Origin of the sequence: Paenarthrobacter sp. YIM B13468 (assembly GCF_042788025.1) — a bacterium.
Taxonomy (GTDB): domain Bacteria; phylum Actinomycetota; class Actinomycetes; order Actinomycetales; family Micrococcaceae; genus Arthrobacter; species Arthrobacter aromaticivorans.
The window spans coordinates 1-24,239 of record NZ_JBHZPI010000024.1; the positions used below are offsets into that span (position 1 = coordinate 1).

Consider the following 24,239-nt stretch of genomic DNA (forward strand, 5'->3'; position numbering starts at 1 on the left):
TCACCCACCCAATCGTTTGGAACGAGTGGCTCAGTTTTCAACCGTCACAATGGCTCACTTTTCGACCGGCACCGACAGATTCTCTAGATACCTCTCCAGGTAATAAGGGCCTTGGGTGTTAGTTAGCAAATGAGCCAGTAGCCGCGCATAGGCACGGGGAGAAGCTTTCACGCGATTCTCCTGTATTTTGCGTAGGCGTGGAGGGCGACCAAGACCGGCCGGCATCATTCCAACGTATTCAACGGCCTTGTCGATACTTTGTGGGGCTTGCAGCACTTCAACCCATTCGGCGAGAGCGGATGCTTCCTCTTGATCGACAGTTCTCGGACGACCTTCGGCCCGTGCCGCAAAGTAGGGTTTCATCCAGTCGTTCCAGCTTTTTGATATCACTTCCTGCTTTGCTTCTGTAAGCTGCTGTCGTATTGACCGGATCAGCCTTGCGCAGTATTCCGGTGTTGATGCGCGGGTTAGGTCCAGGATCCAGTCGAGTTTCGTGTGGGCTGACCACAGGCTGTGGATTGTGATTGAGGCGCATAGCGTGGCCAAGCGCAGCCGTGTGGCTTCGGGTAAGTCCTCCAACCATTGAACGGTTGCTAGGAGCTCTGGCTTGAGACCGTCGTCCAAAAGAGCTTGATCCATGCTGGTCGTCTGGATCAGAACTGTCCACGCAGATGCTGCCACGGGTGATGAATCCCATCTGAATAGCGGCAGCATGCGTGCGATGGTCCACCTAGGATCCGCGGTGTGGAGAAACCTCAGGTGACGCACCAAGACTGCCCATGCGCTCGATTTCTGTACGACATCAAAAGCACACATGGCCTCCAGCGCCTCGCGGCTTTCTTCTTCTATTCCGTTCCAGTCATCTTTGTGGAGTCGCCAGTCGTGGCGGATTGTTTCTATCCAGAAATCGGCCAAAAGTCCGTCGGCGCTATTCAGAGCCGTGCTGAATGGATCGGCCTTTGTGCTTGGTGAGAGGCCAAGTCTCGACCAAGTGCTGATGGCTAGCGCCCTGGCCTGGGGAAGGGCCGGCCATGGTGGTCCTGCTGTTTGATTGCCTGCTCGTGGACTCAGAAGTGAAGCAACATCCCTCCCGAATTCTTTTAGATCGAGAGATGAAACTGTGCTAATGATGCGTTCGGCGAGGACGACGTCCGCGGCGCTCCCGGCCCACCCCTGCATGATGCTAGCTATGAACATCCGTTGCGGAAGGGCATGATCCCAGAGCCGGAAACCATCATTGGGCCACCTGGAAACCACCGCAGCTACCTGTTGGGTGACTCCTGAGACATAACGATCTATGTACGAGGTGTTAGCCAGGTAACCGAGTATTTCATTTGCAGCTGCGGTGGCGTCAGAGTTTATTAGTTCGTGTAGATGCTCCTCGGACCATGGGTGCTCCTGCTCAACCTTTACCCACTTATACCCCCCGTCATTCTCATCGAGTTCTACATAAGGAGATTCTGCGAGATCCGGATAAGCTTCCTTCATGGCGGCAAGGGTATCTGCTGCCTTAGCTAGACTTGGGTCGAGTCTCACCAACCAAACCAGCAGATCATAGACTTCGTAGTCACGGTGGTGTCGCTCGGGTTGGGAACCCTTGAGCACAGCCCTGACGAGTCTCGATCTTGTGGATTGACTCGCTTGGGAGAGGGCGTCCCGAATAAGCCTTAGCGATTCGAAGCGGAGTAACGGATCGAAAAGGAGTCGTTGGTCTCTTTGATCAAGCAACCATTGGATTTTCTTGGTCTCGGTTACGTCGAGCCGATGGCGCCATCCAAATATGGCAAGGCGTCTAAGCAGAGGAACTCCGCTAGCAGCCCACCGGTTGAGGCTGCTCTCGAGTCCACGGTCTTGCGTGGCGATCAGGAACGAGGTGCACTCTCTAGCCAAATCAATGACTAAATCTGCAGTTTCGTCGATGCCGTTCTGTGGGGAGTCTTCTATCGAACGTCTCCCGAAAGTCCACGTGTCATAGTCAGAGCCGGACACTGAGCGATTTCTGAGGAAGAGGCCGCGGAGAGTGCTTTCAAGTATTCGCAGAAGCTCAGTTGCGCTAGAAGCTTCGGACGCGCGTTCTAAAAGCCTATCCTTGATTGAGTCGATCCATGAATAGCTCAATTCGACGACATATTCGGTACCGTCGCCCAGCCTGCGTGGTGTCGTCCGTGGTCGGGGCTTGAGCAGTTCTTCTAGGACGAACAGAACATCGGAGGTTGACAGGCTTTTGGCCTCGGCGAGCAGCATTGCCAAGCCCTCAAGTTTGTTGCCGGGATTAGTGGTTGGGGTATCTACAAGCCAGAATATCCATGGCGTTGACCAGTCACGGCGTTCAGGTACGTCAGTTATCTCTGCGCAGATGGCCGACCAGAGCGTGTGGCTTGGTGGCTGTGAAAGGTTATTCAGTAGGGAAAGTGCATATAGGGAGTCTGCGTCCGAGACTATGAAGTTCTTAGCGAACCAGTTGGCCAATGCTGATTGGCTCGCTGAGTATGCTGTTTGCGAAGCATCTGTGAGTCGTCGGAACGCGTTCTTGCTCACAATCCAGTCCAGCCAGTCACGGCCTGTGGCCGTCGCGCAGAACGCTCGTGCAAGGGCGTCGTCATCCAAGGCCTTTTCAAGCAAGTCATCTTCGTCTGGGATCCCGGTTGGCTGGTTGGCCGCCATTTCCCGGACACGTTCGTGCTTAAGTAAGAGACCGGAAGCTGCCCATTCTCCCCAGTCTTGAACTGCTGATAGCAGTTGCCTGTGTGAGTTGTCTGTGTCCGTATAGGAAACCGGGAGGATGCCTAAGCTGGTCCAGCGGGCATGGTCTGACACAGCTTCGGAAGTAAAGGCATAGCGCTTGGAGCCTGGCCGAAGACCTCTTGCCAAGTAGGAAAGTACTAGGTCTCTGTGGCTGTAGCCGATGAAGCACACGACGTACTGGTGAAACATTCTTTCCAGAAACCTTGCCGCCCAAGCATCGCTCAGATATCCGCGGCCAAAATCTTTGTCAGTAAGTACCAGTCTCAGCGGATTTTGATCCACTGAGCCATGTAGATAGACGATGCCGTCGAAGTCGTCGCCCATGGGCAACGCTGGCGCGCGGAACTCATCGAGCACGGTTCCCGCCTTTTCAACTGCAATTGACAGGAATCGGTCGTAGTTGGTGGTTACGATTTTCGGTGCTGGTCCTGCTGCTGCAAGCCTGCCGAGGGCTGCATGGAGCTCATTGCCTTCCTTAGCGCGCAAAATGTGTCGCTGGACCATTGTATGAACGTCCTGCTGGGGATCATCGTCGAGTTGGCCAAAGATGACATCTTCTGACCCTGCCGCGCTTGATATGTCGACTCCGAAGTCGTCGGCGACGTCAGTGAGAAGCCTTGTGAAGTTGGGAAGATTTGTGGGTGCCCCCATGGATACTCCCGCCCCGACAAAAAGGACCAACCGTCCGGCTTCATGAGCGTCCAGCAACTCTAAGGGAACGTCTACGCCGGAAAAGTGCATTGACCCTGCCTTATGCAGCCGTGAACGAAGTACTCCATGAGGAGAGCTTACGGAACCTTGTGCCCCGCGGGCGCACGGGCCGCCGGCGGTTTTGATTTCGGAGATGCTCCCGCAGACGTCCGCATCGAATAGCAGCGCACAGCCCGATCATCATTTTGGGGATCGTGCAGTTCCTAATTCGCCAGATCACTAGTGCAGGTCTATACCTCCCTGGCGGCGCCCGCCCAGCCTAGCGGAGTCGCTGACAGCAAAGGCGAGGACGCTTGGGAGATTCGCGCCCTACAGACCAGGTCTATGTGGTCCCACACCACGCCTGAGATGGTTATCAATGGGGATTGAAGTTGCTTCGGAAGGAGCCTTTGGCGGCGGCAGCCACCTCAAGCACTTACGTCCCGGTTAAGGATCCTTTGGCGCGTCCTATACGTTAGGTTTCATGGTCAACCGACGCGCCTCCGAGTCAAGGGTTTGCCACGTTCAGTCAAAGTGCGTCGTTACGATTTCTCAACGTTGAATTCACGGCTTTAGCGAGACTCTGGGAGGTCATGTCGATTCTTGTTGCTGCGTACGTGGGGCGGCGCCTGCCGCATCAGTGAGTGCGGGTACCTCTACGACCGTTCGGTGATGGTGACGGCGGTTGACTTAGGTGTTCGGCTAGGAGCTGCGACGGACGTGACGCTGCTCGTCTCCCTCTATGTGCCAGCTAAGCTGAGGAACGCCGATAAGGCATGACGGTGATGTGGCGGCAAGGATGATCGTCACTGCTCGTGGGAGGACAATTGAATGGCTCGAGCGACAGTTCAGGACGTCGCCAGGACTGCTGGTGTGTCCGTAGGGACGGTCTCGCGCGTCTTGAACGGGAGCCCGGCGGTCAGTGAGGCAGCCAAGGAAAAGGTCAACGCGGCCATTAGCCAGCTCAGCTACCGCCCTCTCGCCTCGGCAAGGGATCTCCGAAGAGACCGCACCATGCGGGTCCTGGCCCTAGCCAAGAATCTTGATTCGCTGGTGATCAGCGAAGTTTTCCGAGGTGTCGGGGACGCGGCCGCGGACAATGGCTACGTCAGCCTCATCGCGGCCACCGACGGAGACTTGGATCGCGAACAGCAACTCGTTGACATGCTGCGCAACGGCTCCGTGGACGGTTTAGTCATCTTCTCGCCAACCATGCCGGATGACGACGTCAACACCGTCGCAGAGCAACTCAGTGTCATCCAAGTCTGTGAAATTGTCGATGCCGAAGCTGCGTTCGGGGTGTCCATCGATGACCGTCATGCCGCCTACGACATCACCAAGCACCTGATCGACATGGGCGCCAAGAAGCTCGCAATGCTGGCCCACAGGGGTGCCCGCTCAGGCCGACTGCGGGAGGAAGGCTTCCGCCAGGCCCTCACGGAAGCGGGTTTGGAGCCGAACCACATCCTGTTCGGCGAAGGCAACTTCGGTTTTCACTCGGGCCGTGATCTCGCGAAGAAGCTCCTGGAAACAAAAGACCTCCCGGACGCGATCTTTTGCGGAACGGACGTGGTCGCCGCCGGCTGCGTCCGTGAGCTCACCGATGCTGGCCTAAAGGTGCCGGACGACATTGCGGTGGCAGGTTTCGATGACTCGGTCCAAGCGGAAATGTGCGTCCCGGAGCTGACCACGGTCCGCCAGCCGGCCTACGAGATGGGACGCGTGGCTTTCGCCGAGCTCCTGGAGCGGATGACCGTCGAGGGCTCTCATCGCAAGGGAAGAACCTTCCTCCCGCACGAACTGGTCATACGGGACTCCACTAAATAAAGAGGGTTGACAGCCTGGCGTGGTCCCTGTCACACTATTTTGGAATCGATTCCACGGCCGCAAGGCCGTTTTTCAAGAGCACTTTTGGAATCGATTCCACAAATCAACCAAAGCACCCGGCAATGAAGCCAGGCTCAGGACGCGCAACAGCCAAAGCGCACCCTGAACCACCCATCCCCACAGTCACCAAAGGAGCCACTTGTGGACTTGAACCGACCTGCTCTCCCGCTCCAGAACAAACCCCGCAAAGCCGTCGCCGCGACCGCCATAGCAACAGCCCTCCTCCTCAGCGCGTGCGGCGGGGGAGCAGCGCCCCAAGGTGCGGAGCAAGCGGCAGCTGCCGATCCGTCGGCGGGCGCTAATGCCAGCGGCGCCGTCAACATCTGCGGCGTCAAGGACGCGAGCGGTATCTACAAGGGCACGGCGGAAGCGTTCACCAAGGCGAACGGCAAGGTAACGGTCAAGTACACGGAGATCGGCGCCACCACGGATGAAGCCCGCACGCAGATCGTGCAGCGGCTCGAAGGCAAGTCCACCGAGTGCGACCTCTTCCTCACGGACGTCATCTGGACCTCCGAGTTCGCCTCCCAAGGCTGGCTGCTGGACCAGACCAAGCTAGTGGAGGCCAACAAGGACCGGCTCATTCCCTCCACTGTGGAAACCACCAAGTACCAAGACAAGTACTGGGCCTCACCGTTCTTCACCAACGCCGGGCTGATCTACTACCAGAAGGACAAGGTAGCCAAGCCCGAGACCTGGCAGCAGCTCTACGCCGAAGCAGCCAAAGCTCCCGGCAATGGATTCGTCTACCAGGGCAAGCAGTACGAGGGGCTCACGGTGAACTTCCTCGAAATGCTCTACAGCGCAGGGGGCGAAGTCCTCGACGACCAAGGCGACGTAAAAATCGACTCCAAGGAAACCCGCGAAGTCCTGGACTTCATGAGCAAGGGCCTGAAAGACGGCTCGGCCGATCGCGCCGTCCTGACCTACAACGAAGACCCCGCCCGACTCGCCTACGAGTCCGGCGACTTCGGCTACCAGCGCAACTGGCCGCACGTGTACCGTCTGCTCAACGCCACCCCGCTGGCTGGGAGCTTCGGCGTCGCGCCGCTGCCGGCATGGGAAGGCGGCAAGGCCTCGGGCGTGCTCGGCGGCTGGAACCTGGCCATCTCCGCGCACTCCACCAACCAGGCTGGGGCTGTCGCGTTCATCGACTTCGCCACCACTCCGGACTGGCAGAAGCACGTGGCCATGGACTACTCGCAGGCACCCGTGAACGAAGCTGCCTACTCTGACGCGGCGGTACTGCAGAAGATGCCGTTCGCCACGGAACTGCTCGCCTCCGTGAAGGGCGCCAAGCCGCGCCCGATCTCCCCGGTCTACCCGCAGATCTCACAGGCGATCTACAAGAACGTCTACGCCGTCCTCTCCGGCACCGCCTCCACCGAGGACGCAGTGAAGAGCATGGCCGACGAAATCACGGCAGCTAAGGGGAGCTTCTAGTCATGGCACTCAGAGCGATCTCGCCAAGCCGCGTCAGCGGCCGGGACCGGGCCGAGCGGCGGCTCTCCTTCCGCATGACCGCGCCGTCGCTGATCCTCATGGCCCTCGTGGCGGCGGTCCCCATCGGCTACGCGATCTGGCTCTCGCTGAACCAGTACAGCGTCCGCACCGCCGGCCTGTCCCGTTTTGTCGGACTGGAAAACTACATCAACGCCCTGGCAAGCCAAGAGTGGTGGGCCGCCTTCGGCCAGACATTCCTTTTCGCGGGCCTCTCGGTCAGCCTGGAACTCATCCTCGGCACGGCCATGGCGCTCCTGCTCAACCTCGCGTTCAAGGGCCGCGCGGTGCTCCGAACGGTCGTTCTGCTGCCGTACGCGATCATCACCGTGGTCAGCGCCATCACCTGGCAGACGATGTTCCAGCCCAACATGGGCCTGGTCACCAACGTCCTCTCCGCGCTGGGGCTGCCGGGCGGCGACGTCGTTTGGCTCGGCGAGCACGGCTACGCCATGGCCGTGATCGTAATGGCCGACGTCTGGAAGACAACACCGTTCGCGGCGCTCATTATCCTCGCCGGTCTGCAGGTCATCTCCGCCGAAACGTACGAGGCCGCCGAACTCGACGGTGCCAGCAAATGGCAGACGTTCATCAACATCACCCTGCCGCTCCTGCGTCCGGCGATCGTCCTCGCGGCGATCTTCCGCACCATGGACGCCCTCCGCGTCTTCGACCTCCCGTTCGTGCTCACCCGCGGCGCCAACGGCACCGAATCCATGTCCATGCTCGCCTACACGCAACTCCGCGAAAACCGGCTGGTAGGCGAAGGCTCGGCGCTGTCCATCCTGACCTTCCTCACCGTCATGGTGGTCTCGGTCATCTACGTCCGCTTCGCCGGCGGCAACATCCGCGACGTCGCCAAGGAGGACCAATGAGCACGCTGACTGCAGAACGCCCGACGGCGGCACTCACCACCGGGACCAAGGCGCCGAAGCGTGGGCTCAGGGGCGAAGCGAAACTGCACCCCTTGGTGTGGGTGTTCGTGGCGGCCGTCATGGCCTTCTCGCTCATCCCTTTCTACTGGCTGGTCAACACCTCCCTGAAAGCGGGCGCCAGCCTGTCCAAAGGTGAGCTCTTCCCAAGCCAGCCGACCCTCGAGAACTATCTGGTGGTCTTCCAGAACCCCGAATTCCTCCTGGCCCTGCGCAATTCGGTGATTATCGCCGTCGTAACTACAACAGTGGCGCTGGTGTTCGCGTCCTTCGCCGCCTACGCGCTGGCGCGGCTCAAGATGCGCCGCAAGGCGATGATCCTGACGCTCATCCTCTCGGTCACCACGTTCCCGGCCATCGCCATCGCGGCCCCGATGTTCTCCATCTGGCGCGAAATCGGCCTGTACGACACATTGCTGGGCCTCATCATCCCAAAGCTGACGTTCGCGCTGCCGCTGGCGATTTACACGCTGACGTCGTTCTTCAAGGAGATCCCGCGTGAGCTCGAGGAATCCGCGTACATGGATGGCGCTACTCCGTTTGTCGCCTTCCGCAAGGTTATCCTGCCGCTGGCGGTCCCAGGCCTCGCCACGACGGCGATCCTGGTGTTCATCTCGGTCTGGAACGAGTTCCTCCTGGCCGTCACGCTGACCACGTCGCCGGAAGCCCGTCCAGTGCCGGTCGCGATTGCCTTCTTCAGCGGCACCAGCGAGTTCGACCAACCACTGGGCACCATCAGCGCCGCGTCGGTGATCATCACCGTCCCGCTGGTGATTCTCGTGCTGTTGTGCCAAAAGCGCATCGTGTCCGGGATGACCGCGGGCGCGGTCAAAGGCTAACCCCAAACCGCCAAAGAACCCCATAAAGAACAGGAACAAAGTGAGCATTCAACAGCAGGACCCGTCCGCGACCCTCAAGGTGGGAGTTGTGGGCATCGGTTGGGCCGGCCAGCAGCACCTCAAGGCGTACAGCAAGATTCCCGGCGTCGAAATTATCGCCGTCGCCGGGATGGAAGCGGAACTCCTCGCCCAGATGAAAGAGGAGTACAGCATCCCGCACGCGTTCGCCCGCTGGGAGGACATGATCGAGCTCCAAGATCTCGACGCCGTCAGCGTCGCCGTGCCCACCTTCCTCCATGCGCCGATCGCGATTGCCTCGCTTGAACGAGGACTGCATGTGCTGAGCGAAAAGCCTTTGGCGCGCAACGCCGTCGAAGGTCAACAAATGGTGGACGCCGCCCGCAAGGCGGGCCGCGTCCTGGACGTCGCGTTCAACCACCGCCGTCGCGGCGACATCCAGGCGCTCAAGGAAGTGATCGACGCCGGCACGCTGGGCCGTCCGTACTACGCCAAGGCGTCGTGGCTCCGCCGCCAGGGCATTCCGATGCTGGGTAGTTGGTTCACTAATCCTGAACTCGCCGGTGGTGGTCCGCTGGCAGATATCGGCGTGCACGTCCTGGACTACTCGCTGCACCTCCTGGGCGAACCCAAGGTCCTGGCCGTCTCGGCGTCGACGCATTCCGAACTCGGCCCGCGCGGCCTCGGCGGCAACGCACGCTACACAGCCTCGAACTCCAGCCATAAATTTGAAGTGGAAGACTTCGCATCAGCGTTCATCCGGCTGGAAGGGGGTGGAACCCTGATCCTGGAAGCGGGATGGGCCACGTACCGCGACGAGCGGGACCTCATGGACTTCACCGTTTACGGCACCGACGGCGGAGCGGACTTGCGCTCTGTCGGCGCCTCCGAGAACCCTGTGGCTGACGTCCACGTCTTCACGGAGAAGGACGGCGAAAACGCCGACTTCGAAGTGGTGGCCGAACCCGGGCGAGCCCACCAGGCCGTCGTCGACGACTTTGTCGCTGCTATACGCGGCGGTGAGACCGTGTGGGGAAGCCACGACGGGTCCCTCGCCCTCAGCCGTGCACTGGTCCTTGATGCTTGCTACAAGTCCGCCCTCGAACAACGTGAAGTGGTGCTCTGAAATGTCTGATTCAAAACTCAAGATTGTTGTCTGGAATGAGGCCGTCCACGAGGCCCGCAACGAGCCCGCGACGATCGGCGACATGTACCCGGAGGGGATCCACGGCGCCATTGCCGCCGGACTCCGCGGCTTCTACCCGGACTCCGAAATCACCACGGCAACTTTGGCCGATCCCGAGCATGGGCTCTCCGAGGAAGTCCTTGCACAGACTGACGTTTTGCTGTGGTGGGGGCACATTGCGCATGAGGAAGTCTCTGATGAAGTGGTGGAGCGCGTGCAGCGCCACGTGCTGGGAGGCATGGGCTTGGTGGTGCTGCACTCCGGGCACTTCGCCAAGATCTTCATTCGCTTGTTGGGGACCACCTGCTCCCTGAAGTGGCGCAACGAGGGCGAACGTGAGCTCGTGTGGACGGTCAAGCCTTCCCACCCGATCGCAGCTGGCATCGAGAGCCCCATCGTCATTCCCAAGCAGGAAATGTACGGCGAACTGTTCGATATTCCGGAACCCGATGACCTGATCTTCATCAGCTCGTTTGAAGGTGGCGAGGTGTTCCGCTCAGGCGTGACGTTCTCCCGCGGTAAGGGCCGGATCTTCTACTTCAGCCCCGGCGATCAGGAGTACCCGGTGTACCACCAGCCGCAGATCCAGAAGGTCATAGCCAACGGCGTCGGTTGGGTTGCCCAGCCGGGTGTCTTCCGTGAGACGCCCGAGGTCTCCAACCCTGCCCGGGGCTGGTTCGAGGCTTAAGCCCTTCTTCCGCATTCACTTCAAGGAGCACGCATGACCACTTCCACTCTTCCCTCTGGCCGTCCTTTGGGTGTTGCCGCGATCGGTTATGCCTTTATGGGGAAGGCCCATTCGAATGCGTGGCGGAATGTGGCCAGCTTCTTCGACGTCCCGGCCTTCGAGCAGAAAGTGCTCGTGGGCCGGGACGATGAAGCCGTGGCAGAAGCGGCAGCCAAGTACGGCTGGGCCGAATCCGCTGCCGACTGGCGATCCGTGATTGAGCGAGACGACATCGATGTGGTGGACATTTGCGCCCCGGGCTGGATGCACGCGGAAATCGCCATCGCAGCTTTGGAAGCAGGAAAACATGTGCTCGTGGAGAAGCCGCTCGCTAACACTTTGGGTGAGGCTGAGTTGATGGCATCCGCGGCCGCCTCGGCTCGGGCTCGCGGAGTGCGGTCCATGATCGGGTTCAACTACCGTCGCGTTCCGGCGCTCGCACTGGCCCGGCAGTTGATTGCCGAAGGTCGTCTCGGAACCGTCCGGCACGTGCGTGCCGCCTACCTCCAGGACTGGCTTTCCGACGTCGAAGCCCCCATGAGTTGGCGGCTGCGGAAGGAAACCGCGGGCTCCGGAGCGTTGGGCGATATTGCCTCACACGCCATCGACCAGGTCCAGCATCTCACCGGGCAAACCGTCACTGAGGTGACCGGAACGCTGAGGACTTTTGTTGCCGAGCGTCCCGGTCCCAGCGGTCTTGAGAAAGTGACAGTCGACGACGCCGCCTGGGCCACGCTTGGAATGACAGGGAACATCAGCGCGTCGGTGGAAGCGTCGCGGGTTGCCACGGGCCAGAAGAACTCGCTCAAGCTCGAAATCTACGGCTCACTCGGCTCCCTGACGTTTGACCTTGAGAGCCTGAATGAGCTGAACTTCCTGGACGCCAGCCTCCCGGTGCGGGAACAGGGGTTCCGGCGGATACTCGTGAATGAGCCGGAGCACCCTTACCTTGAAGTGTGGTGGCCACAGGGTCACATCATCGGCTGGGAACACACGTTCACGCACCAGATCCGCGATTTCCTGTGTGCCATCCGCGTAGGTGAGGCGCCGTCGCCATCGTTCGACGACGGGCTGCAGATCCAGCGGGTGCTGGCCGCCGTCGAGGAGTCGGCGCGGAACAGGAGTGTGGTGACGGAGGTTCCGGCGTTGGATTTGGGGGCGAAATCAACTCCCGAGATGCCTCTGCAGCCGGAGTTATCTAGAGAGGCCGGGGTTGACGCCGGCCCCAGACGAGAGACGGGCGCCCCTAACTGGGAGCGTTTGCACTGAGACAGCAGCGAGCTCCTAAGCTGTCCACTCATCGGGTATGTGCGTCCCACATGTGCACGCACAACGACACAGATTGCTTGGCCAGATGACCTGCTTAAAATCAGTCTAAACAAGCCTTAGACATGTTTTATTAAGCCCACTGTCCTTGTCCTTGGCCGATGGCTGACCCGTGGCTGAGCTGCAGTTCAGGCTGCCCGGTGGATTGGTTAGGCGTGCCCGCCCGCCTCCAAATCCGCCCCCACGGCCGCACCAAATGCGTCCGTCTCAGAGAGTGACGACGGATCGTTTGGCGAGGCCTGATCAATCCGGGCGATGAACTTGCTCAGCCACTCGATGGCGGGAGCGACATCAGGTACTACGTCGTCAAGGCCCTCGGCGGCCTCCGCGTAGAGGGTTGCCCAGTCCGCGCCCTCGACAACTGATGGAGGCCAGGCATGAGCCCTTCGGTAGTCAAACAGACGCACACAAGTGGCCCGGACCAACGCAAGGTCAAGCTGCTCGCGGGCGCCTAGGAGTTGCAGGTCTACGAGGTCGCGGGCGCGGTCGCTGCCGGACACAGTGGATGCGTGTATTTTTTGAGCGATCTGGTGGTCTGCGGGCATTAGTGCCACCGGGGCTGGAGCGGGGAGACCCACGGAGGTGAACATTGCGCTGATGCTGGGTGCCAGGGCGAACTCGGGAGCGTCAGCATCACCGATCTCGTTGTGACCGAGTTCGAAGGGCACTGTGCACCACGGCTTCCCCTCGTAGTCGATCTTCACATCGAATGGCTTCATCACGTATGGGGCGGGAATTCCCTTGGGTTTCGGGGCCGTTCGTTCGACCAAACGTCCAGTAAAGCCACTCCACCCTTTCCGAAGACGCTCTTCGAAGTCGGCGCGGAATGTCGCTAGGCCTCCTGAACGGGCGGCATCAAGATCGCGGGTGAACCTTGTGCTGGAGCCGTATCGCAGCGCCATCGCGCTACCCCCTTTCACCGCACCCTCGGGAAGCATTTGTCCGATCACGACCAGAGCCATCGTCGTCCGCCGGCGAAGGGCGGGGGCTTCGTCTACCTCTAAATTCTTCATTCTTTGGTTAAGGGCGGCGAGGTTACGCGGAGGGTTGTCATAACTCATGCGGCGAGCTCCTTGCGCACACGGTTCCACTCCGCCGTAGTCAGCAGTCCCTCACCGCGAGCCTTGACTGCTGCGTCTCGCAGTCGCGTGTTGGGGACCCGGCCAAGGCATTCGATGAGGGCTTCGCTGAGCTGTTGGGCGCGGATCCCGCGGTAGCGTGTAACATTCGTGCCGGCCTGCCCCTGGGTGACCTTCACATATGCGGGCATTGCGCGGCGGACACGACGGCCAGTTCCCACGGAGATCTTCGTAGGATTCACGTCCCCCAGGCCGAGTAGGGCGAGGACGGATTCTCCGCGAAGGTAGGCGTCGTCTCCTGCGCGCAAGGTCGCTTCGGCGAACTGATCATCGTCGGTCGGCGGGATGTCAGTCATTCGGTAGAGACCGTATCCGACGTGCTCGAGGCCGCCCCGGGCTGTGAGCTTTGGCAATTCTACGGCGGGCACGCCAGCGCCCACTGCATCCGCGGTGGTGACATAGCCATGGTTGTCGTAGGCGATCCCGCGCAGTACGTCTCGGTAGGTTGTCCTCATGTCAAAATTCTACCGCGAGGGGTATTGTTTTGCCATCTCTTGGGGTGACTGGTGCGGTCAAAACTATACCGAAACCAGTATTGTCTTGACATCGCGCACTGGGGTCCGTGGTCACCTGCAGAGACAGGCCATGACTATGCGCCCTGCCTTCAGTCCGCGCCGACAGCCGCCACAAACGCACCGTCCCCGCGTAAGAAATTGGGGCTGTCACTGGTTAGTGGCAGCGACGATCAATTTCTGACAGGAGCGAGCACCGGATTCATGTCGGGCTAACAAGTCGCTGGGTACTGGAGGTGACTCAGTGGATCATGACTGCCGAGCCACGAGCCGGCGCTTCACGTGGATTGCCCCTACCTCAGTTCGGGGTTGCCGGAAGCATGCTGATGAATCCTGCCCCGCCTGGCAAGCCAGAAGTACAAGGTAACAAAAGTGATCAGTCCCAAAAGGGGCCCCGCCCGGACCGCGATATCGGATCCGTGGATGAGGATGGCAGCCGCGCCGAAGGTAGAGCTCAGCAGTCCCAGTGTGGCGCTATCCGTTCCGGGTTCAGCCTGGGCCTTGTGCTCTGCGCGCCCATGGAATCGCTGCAGAATGAGTAGCAGGACAAAGGCGGCACCGGCGATGAGCGGCCAGGGCCATTCGGTGATCACCACAACCGCCAGCGTTCCGCCATACGCGGCGGGCACCGCCATCCAGTAGTTCGCCTTTTTGCTGGACTTCGCTGTCATTGATTTCCCCCAAAATCGTTCGACGACGAGGAGTCCAAAGTAACATATTCAAATCGTTGGACAAATTAACTACCCGGCGCACAACTCTTCCCGTAAGGTCCCTTGGATGGGGAAAACAAGATCATGGCCGGTGCCAGCGGGACTTACGATCACCGCCGTCGTGCTTTCCGCCACGGTCGGGTGCGCAGTGCCGGGGACGGTGGCGTCAACGTCAACCAGCCCCTCTCAGAAGCCAACCGCCGCTTGCCCGAGCGCAGGCACAGAACCACGGACGGACAGTAATTGTGCGCAGTACGACGGCGAAGCGGCCATGGCAGGGAACGAAACCTACCGTCAACGCAGGAAATTGACCCCGGAAATGCTCGCACAGCTTGACGCGCACGTCGGTCCCGCGCGCAAAGCGCTGGATGCGCTCACGAGGCCCGCAAACGCGGACGACGTCGAGACCGCGTTCACAGCCCTAAGCCTCAACGAAGTACAGACGGACGACGGCGGCAACGGCGTCAGGTTCGGGGTCACAGTACCAAGCGGAGGCTGTCTGTACGGGTATGTTCCGCTCACGGGCCCCGTCACAGTGGAGACCGGTGGGAGCATCATGGACGGCGGTTGCCTGGAGATGTTCGGGCACTAACTAGGGACCCGCACTTCTAGAGCGCGAAGGATAGACTCACGCCACCCTCTCCGACGGCTCGGCACCCCGGGCTTCCCGCCGAAGTGTGGCGCGCCTGGCATAACGTCCCATGCGTCATGTGTTCGGTTGCGCGTAGGCTTTCTCCATGGCTCGGACAGCTCGTGAACGCATTGATGGCGATACCGGTTCTTCTGAAGTTCTTGCAGCCTTGGTGGAAGCCTTGACGTTGGTGGGGCCGTTTGAGGTTGAGGAAAAGCAGACGTCGTTCCACGTCGTGAACGGCCGCGCATTTCTTGGTATCCATCCGCGTAAGGGCGGTCTTCTGGTCAACGTGGTTCTGGACCATGCCCTGGAAACGGATCGTTTGCATCGGTCGGAGCAGGTCTCTGCTTCCCGATGGCATCACGAGTTCTTGCTGGGCTCACCGCGAGATCTCGATGCCGAGTTCCTGGGCTGGGTCAAAGCGGCCTATGGGCTGACCGTGACAGTGAAGTAGCGTCCAGACGGCGTACAGCCCAGCTACCACCTAGACCCCCTTGAACCAGCACCTAGGTGGTCCCTAACACCACCTAATTTTGGCCCTTTCGCCACCTAGTTCCAGTTTTTCGCGGCAGGTCAGTTCAGCGCGCCCATAGTGTCCTTCTCAAGGACGAGCCCTCGAGCAAGCATCGGGGGCCGCCCACAGGAACGTGCACAACTATTGGGGGTTGGGTAATTGACGCTGAACGAACAACAGACCACTGCCGCGGCGGTAGATCAGTGGATCACGGGGATCCCCGGGCGAATTCCCGGATGCACAATTTTTGTTGAGAATTCCGAGCATGTGCCGTACGCGAAGGAGCTGGCCGGTGAGGAATGCGTTGTTCTTGTCCTGAACGGTGATGCGGACGATGAACGACTTGTTCCGGTGTCCGGGACTTTCGATGTTTCCGGGGAAGAGCTCCTGGTGGACGGCACGCTCAGCCTGGAGATTCAGGACTACGTAGCCATTCCCTTCGTGAATCTTGTGGGGGTCACGCTTGTCCGCATCACCTCCGATGATGACTGGCTGGCATTCTTCGACGACGCCGACGAAGCCCGCCGTTCGGGCCACTTTATTCGGCAGCTCATCGAGGTCAATGCAGTCTTGGCAGAACGCGGATTGTTGGCCGGACAAAGCTCCCAACATCTTGCGAGGCTGCACATTGCGGCCGACGGAACAGTCCTCAGCGGTCCGTACGGCGCTAAGATCGGCCGAATCGGCGATCCCTTTCACGATCTCCAAAGAAAATCGCTCGCGCTTCAGCCCGAGGCTGTGGTTGCTTCGATACGCGACCCCCGGAGCGTTCGCGACTCGCTGGCAACCAGGCCATGGATTCCGCGCTACCTTGCAGCATTGGATGCCTGGAAGTTCATACCCCGGGAGGACCGTGCCAGCACTCAGCTTGTTGGCTTCGGCCTAAGCCTTTACGGAGCCTCCGCAGATGGCGAGCTGCCATCGCCAGGTGCACCGTTCATCATTCGGCACGGTGGTGAGCACAGTCTTTTGGACACCACGTCCGGCCGTATTTTCAGAATCGGGATTGACGCGGCCACTATCATCGAGGCCGTCTCGAACTTCCGGGACGCCCACGCAGCCGCTGCAGTCATAGGGCCAGCCCTCAACGTCTCCGAATCCGTGGCAGCCGGTGCCGTGTCGGCGGTCTTGAACCAGTTCGAACAGCTGGGCATCGACCTCATCGGCGCAACCCGATGAGCGTATCCTCAACGCCCAAGACACAGCTCCCGCTCTGGGTCCCACTCGTCAGTCAGAACGGTTTCGAAGCAACAAGTTACACAGCGGTCAGCGCCCAAGGGGTCCATGTAACTTTCGAGGACGGGCAACGACGTCTCTGCGCGAAGAGCGGCCTGTGGAACGCGAACCTCGGCTACGGCAATGCACAGATTGCCGGGGCCATAACCAAGGAACTGGAAACAGCGTCCTACCTCCCGCTCTTCCGGACGGCGCACAGCAGAGCCCTCGAGGCATCCAAAGCACTCCTTGAACTGCCCACCCACAAGTTCCAGCGAGTTCTCTTCTCCACGTCAGGTAGCGCTGCCAACGACGCCGTCATGAAGCTGGCCCGCCACTACTTTGTCCTGGACAAGCAACCCGAACGCAAACTCATCATCGGGCTGAGTGGCAGCTACCACGGGCTCACCTATGGCAGTCAGGCACTCAGCGGCGACGACCTCGGCCAAGCGGTGTATGGAGTGGACAGGCGGAACGTCCGGCATATCCGGTTCGACGACGACGGCGCGGAGCTGGCCCGACTCCTGACACGGGAGGGACACCGCGTCGCGGCGATCGTCATTGAGCCCGTCCTTGGTTCAGGCGCGGAAGTTGTGCCGGACGCTTTCGTGGCCGCAGTCCTCAGGCACAGGGAGGATCATGGGTTCCTTGTTGTTGCTGACGAAGTCGCCACCGGGTTCGGCAGGGTTGGAGGGTGGTTCGCTTCCGATGAATGGCGGCACGCTCCGGACGTCGTTGTCACGTCCAAGGGACTGACCAACGGCACAAGCGCATGCGCCGCGCTGTTGATCGGCCAACGCGTATCCCAGCTCTTCGATATGAACGAGGCCGTGTTTGTCCACGGCGAAACCCAAGCCGGAACTCCAGTTGCCTGCGCTGCGATTCTCAGCACGATTTCCGAGATGAAAAGGCTGGATCACCACGTTCTGACTCAGCGGGTGTCAGCAGCCCTGGACGAGCTCATTTCCAGACTCCGAAGCAATCCAGTGGTGGGCGGATCCTCAGGCCGGGGCTGCATGCGGGGCATCAAGCTCCAGTCGCACAAGGGGCTGCCCCTATCACCGAACCAGGTCATGGCCGTCGTCAGGCGAATTCATCAAGCAGGCGCCATTGTGCAGCCTGGGCCTGGACGGATCCAGCTCCTTCCTGCGCTGATCTTCACCACGGAGAACTTCGAAGAACTCCACACAGCCATTCAAGCCGGGCTAACAAAAGCTGAGCGCGACGGAGTCTTCGCATGATCGCGGACCGTGCCTGGAGGACGCGTTGCGTCGTTCTGGGGGAAGGAATCGCACCCAAGTACGTTGGCGGACTCACCCGGGGCCGGACCGGGCTGGTGGTGGACCAAGCGCTTGCGGGACAAAGAGATGCCCTCTTGGCCGGCGACCTGAGTGGAGCGCCGACGCTGGATTTGAACGCGGCCCCCGTCACCATAGAGACACTGCGGCATGTAGGTAGGTTCATTCGCCACCATGGAATTCAGACCGTTGTGGGACTTGGCGGCGGTTCCGTGATGGATGCCGTGAAACTCGCGGCGCTGTTCACCGCAGACCCAAGCCTCACGATCTTCGTCGAACGCCATGCCAAGCGATCGGGCCTGATCGTCCTGCCTCCGGTTTCATATCCAAATGAGCGTCCCCGCACCGTCCTCATGCCGTCAACCGTGGGGACCGGCGCAGAAGTCAGCGCTGTAGCGTGTCTGGACACCGTCGTCGGGCGTCGTTTGATCGCCTCACGTCACCTGTCTGGTGACGTGGCAGTACTCGACGCCGGCAATCTCGCCACCCTGCCCACACACCTGCTCTTCGAAGGACTGCTCGAGGCATTCCTCCGGGTGGCAGGGACTTTGATTGGCAGCAGCTCCAGCATTTTCGACGACGACGCTCACTCACTTTTGGCGCGGATTGTCCGGCTCGGGAATCGGCTGATGCGTGAGGATGTGCCCGAACTGAGGCTCACGGCTGCCCACCTCAGTATGGAGACGCATACCGGTTGGGCGCTGGTGGGCCGTGACCCGTACGGAGCGAAGCACTGGTACGTCGCCAACGAACTTGCCCATGTCACGGGAGTTCGAAAGATGACCGCCACTGCCTCCGTCATCGGCCCCATCTGGGCGGAGGTGGCCAACGGAAGCGCAGCCTGGGGTGACGGTGGCCGGCTTCTGAAGCTCTGGTCCGTAGTAGTAGAAGCGGATCCTTCGCTGGACCCCAACCCGGCCAAGGGCATCAGTGAATTGATGCGGCGGTGGGGCATCGCTGGCATGGACATCATCAGCCAGGAGGCATTGGTGAAAACTACTGACGCTGCCCTCCGGAACTGGGGCGGTGGCTTGCCGATGCTGCGGGGCCTTGATGCCATGCAGGTCCAGCATGTCCTCTCCGAGGCATCACTGGACCAACAAGAACTTGCCAGGCCCAGTGGGCGAGCTACCAGCGGTAAGGGAAAGGGGGTGAGCACATGAGCAGCATGCCTGCACCCAGAACTTTGGATCTCAATGTCCAGGAACTGGAAAGCCTCGATGTCCCTGACGACTGGAGCGAACGCATCCACGGGGTCACCGTTGGCCTCGCGTTGATCGGGATCGCCGTCACCATCACCTGATGAACACAATCCATACAACCCCGCAATGAAGGGAGGCGAACGCAAATGCAGAAACAGCTCAACATCTCCATCCAGGAAATCGAATCGCTGGATACCCCGGACTTCAACAACTGGTTCATCGGAGTGTCCCAGGGAGTTGCCATCGGCGTTATCGCCGTCAGCATCACCTGATCCGTCCCGGAAGCCGAACCGTCCAACAACAGGACGGTCCACAACAGAAGGAAGGAGACAGCAATGATCACAACCTCGAACCTTCAGCTGAGCATTGAAGAGCTGGAGAACCTCGACACCCCGGATGATACGCCCTGGTATATCCGCGTTGGCGACGTCATCATCATCGCCGGCATCGTCGTCGGAATCGCCGCCACCTAGGTTGTGCACGCGGGTGGCGCGACCCTTCGCTGCCGCCCGCGTGTATCGCGGACACCTACCAACTCCCGGAGAACACGAGCTGATGAATACCCCACCTGACAAGTCTGCCGATGCCATCCTGCGCGTCCTTGGCCACCTGGATCCTCCCGAGGATTTGTACAGCGTTTCAGGGGCCCGTCTTTACGACCAGATCACCGCCGAGGACCTGACCGAACTTCCGGAGATCCTGGCCGCGGCCCGCCAAACCAACGGCCCCATCCTCGAGCTAGCTGCAGGATCTGGGCGGATCACCCGCCCGCTCCTTGCTCTCGGAAGACCGCTGATCGCCGTCGATTCTTCCCCGGAAATGCTCGCAATTCTCGCTGAAAGGATCGCAACCAAGGCCTTTAATCCCCGCGGAGTGCCAACGGTATTGGTCGAGGCGGACATGTCCCGGTTTGAGGTCGACGGCGGCTTCGGTTGCGTCGTTCTCGGTGCCAGTTCCATTACGCTGCTGGACCCTCTGGGCAGGCGGGAGTTGTTCAGCCGCGTCCGCAACGCCTTGGCGCCCGACGGCCGCTTCCTGTTGACGGTACTCAACGCCGACAGTCACCAGCCATCAGAAGGACACGACGGCGGCACCACAGTTTCAGCGATGGGCGACGACGCATTCCTCATCACCGTGGAAAGCCGTGATCCGGTCAACGGTGCCCGGCACGTAACCATGATTCACGTTGGCTTCAATGAAGGGGGTACGTACCGCTCGTCCGCGTATTCGAGCGATATCGCTTTTGTCAGTAACGCGCTCATCGAGGAAGAGGTACTGGCGGCGGGCCTCACCATCCTGGAGCGTCGTCCGGTTCGAATGGCAACCCAGGTACCCGGCTTAAATGACATCGAGTTGTGGGTGTGCGGCAGATGAGCGTCGATCCCGTACTTACCCTCGATCCGTCGCTGGGACTCGTGTCCTCGGCGACCGTCTACTTACCCAACGACGTGGGGCTCTGGAGAACCGTAGCGTCGCTTGCAAACGGCCGGACACGTGGGGAGGGCTTTGCAGCCGCCGTCGGCGCTTTTGACGTGAAGAAGCGGGCCTCCATAACGCGGGGCGCAGGGGAGGCCGTAGAACGTTTCGCGTTAATGCCCGCCGCAGCCGACGTCGAACACCTTGTTGCTCCGAGGGATGGAACGGAAGGGCGGATCGACTTTGTCAGCGCAGGGTTGGGACGTGCCTCTGCCCTCGCTTTTGAGTTCCCCTGGTACCGGGCCACCAACTTGCTGACTGGCCAGGAATCATACGTACCGGCGCCAACGGTGGACTACACGGCCGGTGGATCTGCGGACAGGGATCCATGGAGCGGGTTCTTTGATCCTTCGCCGAACGGTGCCGCTTCGGGTCCGTCAGAACGCTTTGCACAAGTGTCCGGCATCGGAGAAGTCATTGAGCGCGATGCCTTCCTTTCTGCATGGCGTCGAAGGGCTCCGCTTAACGAGTTTGTGGCCGAGGAGATGCCCGCAGACGTACGTGACTCGCAGGGGACACTGGCTTTGTTCTTGCTCGTGGACTCTGCCCGCGCTGCGGGCGTTGACTTCACCCTCGCCTTCATCCCGCAGGATGACAGCCCCCTGCACGTAGCGGTCTGCATCATCACCGGCCATGCCGGGAATGGGCAGTTTGGCGCTGTTGGACTCAAAGCGGCAGCCGGCCCCATCGTCGCCCTGAGGGGAGCACTCCAGGAAGGCCTGCAAATTCGCGAACTCTTCCTGTCTCGGACGCCGTCTGCGGCTGCATCTCCAGAGGTAACAGACGACGAATCCCGTGCGGACTTCTGGACCACCGAGCAAGCCTTGGCTGAACTGTCTTCCTGGCTCCGATCGTTCAAGCCAGCCCGATTTCCGGCGTTCAAACCCACACCGGAAGTGAAGGACTTGGTGAAGTATCTGGCCCGGCGCGACATCCAATCCCACTGGGTCAGCCTTACTCACCGCCTCCCGGCGGCAATTCGGGAGCTTGGTTGGATAGCCGGTAAAGCAATCTGTCCGGGAGCGGTTCCCTTAACCATGGACGAAACCAAAGGGGTCCTCATGCCGCACGGTCCTGCTGGCTTGTCCTTAACACCGCACCCACTGATATGAGAAAGCTCGCTATGTCCGGATCGCGCAAGGTTCCGGCCGTTGCCCAGTGGCCAGTTCAGTTGATCCCATCGGCATCTGTTGATGAGCCCTTGCACGACGGAGGGCCGTGGATTATTGCCCTGAACAATGTGCCCAAGGCCCGAATCTCAGCAGATGTAGCTGCTGTGCTCAGGGCAGTTGATGGCGAGAGGGACCCGGCCCAGATCGCCCGACTCCTGGGGTTGCCGTGGACGGCTGCCGACGTCATGGGGATCGTTCGCCAGCTGGCCCACACAGGTATTTTCGACGACGGTGCGCACGAATTGAGGGCGCAAGGATCGAGGAGGCAGGTGAGGACGGACCGACGTGTTCAGTTCCGGGCACCGCTGACGGTGCAGTTCACCTTGTTCAACCCGGCGCCACTCCTGCTGCTATTCCGTCCTGCGGTTGCCGCCATGGCGAGGCCGATAGCTGTGGTGCCCCTTGCCTTGCTTTTCCTAGGCGGCATACTGGGGGCCTTGGCTGCTGGCTCAAGCATTTGGCGGGTCATGGCGACGCCGCTAGCACTTGAGGTATATCTCGCCGTGGCCGGTGCGATGTTTGCCTCCACGTTGCTGCATGAACTCGGCCACGGAATGGCCCTCACCTACTTTGGTGGCGCGCCTCGGCGTATTGGCATCATGCTGTTCTACCTCTCTCCCGCCTTTTTCTGCGACGTAACCGATGGGTGGCGGTTGAACTCCCGAAAGCAGCGGGTAGTGATTGCTTTGGCCGGGCCCTTGGTGCATCTGGGCCTGGGGAGCATTGCGCTGGCGGTCCAGACCTTTCTTCCGGCATCCTCAATTAAAGACGCGGCCCTTCTCTACGGAGTCATTTGTTGGGCTGTCGCCATTTTGAATCTTTGCCCGTTCATCAAGCTGGACGGCTACGTTGCCTTGATGTCGGCCGTGGACATTCCGCACCTTCGCCAGAAATCCGTCAAGGCACTGGCTGACGTGGTTGGCTCCCGGCTTCTCGGCGCCCGATCCACTTTTCGCGGCAGCGGTTTGCTTCCATGGTTCGGACTGGCGAGCTCCGTTGCCGGCGTCGGCTTTATGCTCGTGGGCTTCCAACGCATCGTGCCCATCTTCCTGGCGCTCGGCTATGCAGGGCACATCGCGGTCGTTGCCCTCCTCTGCCTGCTCGCGGTGATGGCGAGCAGGAGCATCATCCAGTTCTTCCGGGTGGCCGCGGAAAACGGCAGCCCATTGTGGCGGCGTGCCCTTACTACGCTTCTGGGCTCTCTTGCGATCGGGACGCTTCTCGCCGTGCTCCCTGTGAACCAGGTGACCATAGCGGGCTACACCTATACGGATGGTCAGTTGTTGATCGTGACGCCCAGCGAAGCTGAGGATCACTCGTTGGAACAGGGCGACAACGTCGCCTTGCAGTCGCAGGGAATGATCTTCCACGAAAATCTGGGCCGGGCCAGCATCGGCGACCACCCGCCGTCGTCATCCATGGCGCCAGTGGACGCCATCGTTCCCATAGCGCTCGCAGACACCACTCTGCCTGTGCTGGCCTACGCCGGTCAGGTGGAAGAAAGCACTTCACTTCCCGCGTCCGGGCGGGCGGAAGTAACCAGCCAGCGCCAGACAAATCTGGGGGAGTGGCTCTGGCAGGCCGTTTCACGTTCCCCGTTATGGCCCGGACAACCCGAACGCGGCAACTCCACGGGAGGGCACTCATGAGAATCGAAGCCAGCTTCGACGGATTCAGTTCTACCAACAGATCAAGGAACTCACTGTGAATGTAAAACCGATGACATGGCTTCTTCTCGCCCTAACCATGGCCTCCTATGCTGTCTACATTTTCCTCTCAAGCGGCAGCGAGTCTGTTTGGTCCCTTATTTCCGGAATCATCATTGCAGTAGCTTCGTTGGTGATGGTGTGGAGATTCTGCCGGGAACTCAAGACCAACCGCCAAGAGTGAACGATTCGAACGAATTGTGGCGGAAGCTCTGGTCTACGCGTGCGTATAAGGGTTTTGTCACCATCAACCAGGACACGTACCTGGAAGCGGATGGCACGGTTTCAACATGGGACATCATTGCGGGACCGGACTCCGCCGCGGTCCTCGCCTTCACCGAGGGCGGAACCGATGTGGTGCTGTTTGAACAGTTCCGCGTCGGGCCCGGGAAGACATTGCTGGAGCTGCCCGGGGGCTACCTGAACGATGACGAATCGCCGGTGGAGGCAGCCCAACGCGAGCTGGCCGAGGAAACAGGCTATGCATCGTCGGCCGTGTACTACGCAGGATCCGAGTGGTGGTCCGCCAACTCGTCCAGGAGAAAGCACATCGTCATCGCAGCAGAAGCCCGCCCCGGCGGCGACCCTTCGTGGGACGCGTCCGAGGCGGGCTTTGTGCGCCTACTTCCAAGCGACGAACTGATTGAATTTCTGCTGAGCGGTGAGCTGACTGACGCCGGACTCGCATGTCGCGGACTCATGAAATTCGCTGCCAGCACCAGAGTCGCCGGCACCCAAGCTGCCAGCACCCAAGCGAACCCGGCCTTGGACAAGCTGCAGGCAACAGTCCGAGGCCTGTTTCCAGGCTAGG

General features: G+C 60.5%; 25 protein-coding genes. 21 read left to right on the forward strand and 4 right to left on the reverse strand.

Annotated features, from left to right (window positions below):
- Window positions 1–54 precede the first annotated feature (54 nt).
- On the reverse strand, window positions 55–3,486 hold the full coding sequence (locus ACFX4T_RS20180) for an SIR2 family protein (RefSeq protein WP_377653677.1): 3,432 nt from the start codon (window positions 3,484–3,486) through the stop codon (window positions 55–57).
- 780 nt (window positions 3,487–4,266) lie between these two features.
- Here ACFX4T_RS20180 and ACFX4T_RS20185 point away from each other — a divergent pair.
- From ACFX4T_RS20185 to ACFX4T_RS20215, 7 genes are all read left to right on the forward strand, one after another.
- Window positions 4,267–5,262 carry a LacI family DNA-binding transcriptional regulator gene (locus ACFX4T_RS20185; RefSeq protein WP_377653679.1) on the forward strand — a complete coding sequence of 332 codons (996 nt, stop codon included), beginning with the start codon at window positions 4,267–4,269 and terminating at the stop codon, window positions 5,260–5,262.
- A 201-nt stretch (window positions 5,263–5,463) separates the two neighbouring features.
- Window positions 5,464–6,765 carry an ABC transporter substrate-binding protein gene (locus tag ACFX4T_RS20190; protein WP_377653681.1) on the forward strand — a complete coding sequence of 434 codons (1,302 nt, stop codon included), beginning with the start codon at window positions 5,464–5,466 and terminating at the stop codon, window positions 6,763–6,765.
- A gap of 2 nt (window positions 6,766–6,767) precedes the next feature.
- Complete coding sequence (locus ACFX4T_RS20195) at window positions 6,768–7,697, forward strand: carbohydrate ABC transporter permease (RefSeq protein ID WP_377653683.1); 930 nt, start codon at window positions 6,768–6,770, stop codon at window positions 7,695–7,697.
- A complete protein-coding gene (locus ACFX4T_RS20200; protein WP_377653685.1) occupies window positions 7,694–8,593 on the forward strand; it encodes a carbohydrate ABC transporter permease in 900 nt (299 codons plus the stop codon). Before ACFX4T_RS20195 ends, ACFX4T_RS20200 begins: the two co-directional genes overlap by 4 nt.
- A gap of 40 nt (window positions 8,594–8,633) precedes the next feature.
- A complete protein-coding gene (locus ACFX4T_RS20205) occupies window positions 8,634–9,737 on the forward strand; it encodes a Gfo/Idh/MocA family protein (RefSeq protein ID WP_377653687.1) in 1,104 nt (367 codons plus the stop codon).
- Between the two features lies 1 nt (window position 9,738).
- Window positions 9,739–10,485 (forward strand): ThuA domain-containing protein, encoded by a 747-nt coding sequence (locus tag ACFX4T_RS20210; protein ID WP_377653689.1) that lies wholly within the window; start codon window positions 9,739–9,741, stop codon window positions 10,483–10,485.
- Window positions 10,486–10,518: 33 nt separating this feature from the next.
- Entirely contained in the window at window positions 10,519–11,793 is a 1,275-nt protein-coding gene (locus tag ACFX4T_RS20215; protein ID WP_216926549.1) for a Gfo/Idh/MocA family protein, read from the forward strand.
- Window positions 11,794–11,999: 206 nt separating this feature from the next.
- Here the strand turns inward: ACFX4T_RS20215 and ACFX4T_RS20220 are convergent, their stop codons facing one another.
- The 3 genes from ACFX4T_RS20220 to ACFX4T_RS20230 all read right to left on the reverse strand — a co-directional run bounded on the left by ACFX4T_RS20220 (window position 12,000) and on the right by ACFX4T_RS20230 (window position 14,172).
- On the reverse strand, window positions 12,000–12,911 hold the full coding sequence (locus ACFX4T_RS20220; RefSeq protein WP_216926548.1) for a nucleotidyl transferase AbiEii/AbiGii toxin family protein: 912 nt from the start codon (window positions 12,909–12,911) through the stop codon (window positions 12,000–12,002).
- Complete coding sequence (locus ACFX4T_RS20225; RefSeq protein ID WP_216926547.1) at window positions 12,908–13,444, reverse strand: hypothetical protein; 537 nt, start codon at window positions 13,442–13,444, stop codon at window positions 12,908–12,910. The genes ACFX4T_RS20220 and ACFX4T_RS20225 overlap by 4 nt, the downstream gene beginning before the upstream one ends.
- A 350-nt stretch (window positions 13,445–13,794) precedes the next feature.
- A complete protein-coding gene (locus tag ACFX4T_RS20230; protein ID WP_377653692.1) occupies window positions 13,795–14,172 on the reverse strand; it encodes a hypothetical protein in 378 nt (125 codons plus the stop codon).
- A 102-nt stretch (window positions 14,173–14,274) separates the two neighbouring features.
- Here ACFX4T_RS20230 and ACFX4T_RS20235 point away from each other — a divergent pair, with 102 nt between their 5' ends.
- From ACFX4T_RS20235 to ACFX4T_RS20300, 14 genes are all read left to right on the forward strand, one after another.
- Window positions 14,275–14,454, forward strand: a complete 180-nt coding sequence (locus ACFX4T_RS20235) for a hypothetical protein (protein ID WP_216926545.1) — start codon at window positions 14,275–14,277, stop codon at window positions 14,452–14,454.
- Window positions 14,455–14,482: 28 nt separating this feature from the next.
- Window positions 14,483–14,803: a hypothetical protein gene (locus ACFX4T_RS20240; protein ID WP_216926544.1), complete on the forward strand. Its 321-nt coding sequence runs from the start codon at window positions 14,483–14,485 to the stop codon at window positions 14,801–14,803.
- Between the two features lie 145 nt (window positions 14,804–14,948).
- Window positions 14,949–15,299 carry a DUF5655 domain-containing protein gene (locus ACFX4T_RS20245; protein ID WP_216926543.1) on the forward strand — a complete coding sequence of 117 codons (351 nt, stop codon included), beginning with the start codon at window positions 14,949–14,951 and terminating at the stop codon, window positions 15,297–15,299.
- 219 nt (window positions 15,300–15,518) lie between these two features.
- On the forward strand, window positions 15,519–16,538 hold the full coding sequence (gene mpaB, locus ACFX4T_RS20250; RefSeq protein ID WP_377653695.1) for a daptide biosynthesis RiPP recognition protein: 1,020 nt from the start codon (window positions 15,519–15,521) through the stop codon (window positions 16,536–16,538).
- A complete protein-coding gene (mpaD, locus tag ACFX4T_RS20255) occupies window positions 16,535–17,815 on the forward strand; it encodes a daptide-type RiPP biosynthesis aminotransferase (protein ID WP_377653697.1) in 1,281 nt (426 codons plus the stop codon). Before mpaB ends, mpaD begins: the two co-directional genes overlap by 4 nt.
- Window positions 17,812–19,035, forward strand: coding sequence for a daptide-type RiPP biosynthesis dehydogenase (gene mpaC, locus ACFX4T_RS20260; RefSeq protein WP_377653699.1), 1,224 nt, complete (start codon window positions 17,812–17,814; stop codon window positions 19,033–19,035). The genes mpaD and mpaC overlap by 4 nt, the downstream gene beginning before the upstream one ends.
- Window positions 19,032–19,175 (forward strand): daptide-type RiPP, encoded by a 144-nt coding sequence (locus ACFX4T_RS20265; RefSeq protein ID WP_377653701.1) that lies wholly within the window; start codon window positions 19,032–19,034, stop codon window positions 19,173–19,175. The genes mpaC and ACFX4T_RS20265 overlap by 4 nt, the downstream gene beginning before the upstream one ends.
- A 45-nt stretch (window positions 19,176–19,220) precedes the next feature.
- The gene (locus tag ACFX4T_RS20270) at window positions 19,221–19,346 is read left to right on the forward strand and encodes a daptide-type RiPP (RefSeq protein WP_256449754.1); all 126 of its coding nucleotides are present in this window, start codon (window positions 19,221–19,223) and stop codon (window positions 19,344–19,346) included.
- A 63-nt stretch (window positions 19,347–19,409) separates the two neighbouring features.
- Window positions 19,410–19,547, forward strand: coding sequence for a daptide-type RiPP (locus ACFX4T_RS20275; protein WP_377653703.1), 138 nt, complete (start codon window positions 19,410–19,412; stop codon window positions 19,545–19,547).
- An 82-nt stretch (window positions 19,548–19,629) separates the two neighbouring features.
- Entirely contained in the window at window positions 19,630–20,448 is an 819-nt protein-coding gene (gene mpaM, locus ACFX4T_RS20280) for a daptide-type RiPP biosynthesis methyltransferase (protein WP_377653705.1), read from the forward strand.
- Window positions 20,445–21,662, forward strand: a complete 1,218-nt coding sequence (locus ACFX4T_RS20285; RefSeq protein ID WP_377653707.1) for a YcaO-like family protein — start codon at window positions 20,445–20,447, stop codon at window positions 21,660–21,662. Before mpaM ends, ACFX4T_RS20285 begins: the two co-directional genes overlap by 4 nt.
- An 11-nt stretch (window positions 21,663–21,673) precedes the next feature.
- Window positions 21,674–23,371, forward strand: a complete 1,698-nt coding sequence (gene mpaP / locus ACFX4T_RS20290) for a daptide biosynthesis intramembrane metalloprotease (RefSeq protein WP_377653709.1) — start codon at window positions 21,674–21,676, stop codon at window positions 23,369–23,371.
- A 55-nt stretch (window positions 23,372–23,426) separates the two neighbouring features.
- The gene (locus tag ACFX4T_RS20295) at window positions 23,427–23,612 is read left to right on the forward strand and encodes a hypothetical protein (protein WP_216926535.1); all 186 of its coding nucleotides are present in this window, start codon (window positions 23,427–23,429) and stop codon (window positions 23,610–23,612) included.
- Window positions 23,609–24,238, forward strand: a complete 630-nt coding sequence (locus ACFX4T_RS20300) for an NUDIX hydrolase (RefSeq protein WP_377653711.1) — start codon at window positions 23,609–23,611, stop codon at window positions 24,236–24,238. The genes ACFX4T_RS20295 and ACFX4T_RS20300 overlap by 4 nt, the downstream gene beginning before the upstream one ends.
- The last annotated feature ends 1 nt before the right edge of the window (window position 24,239 follow it).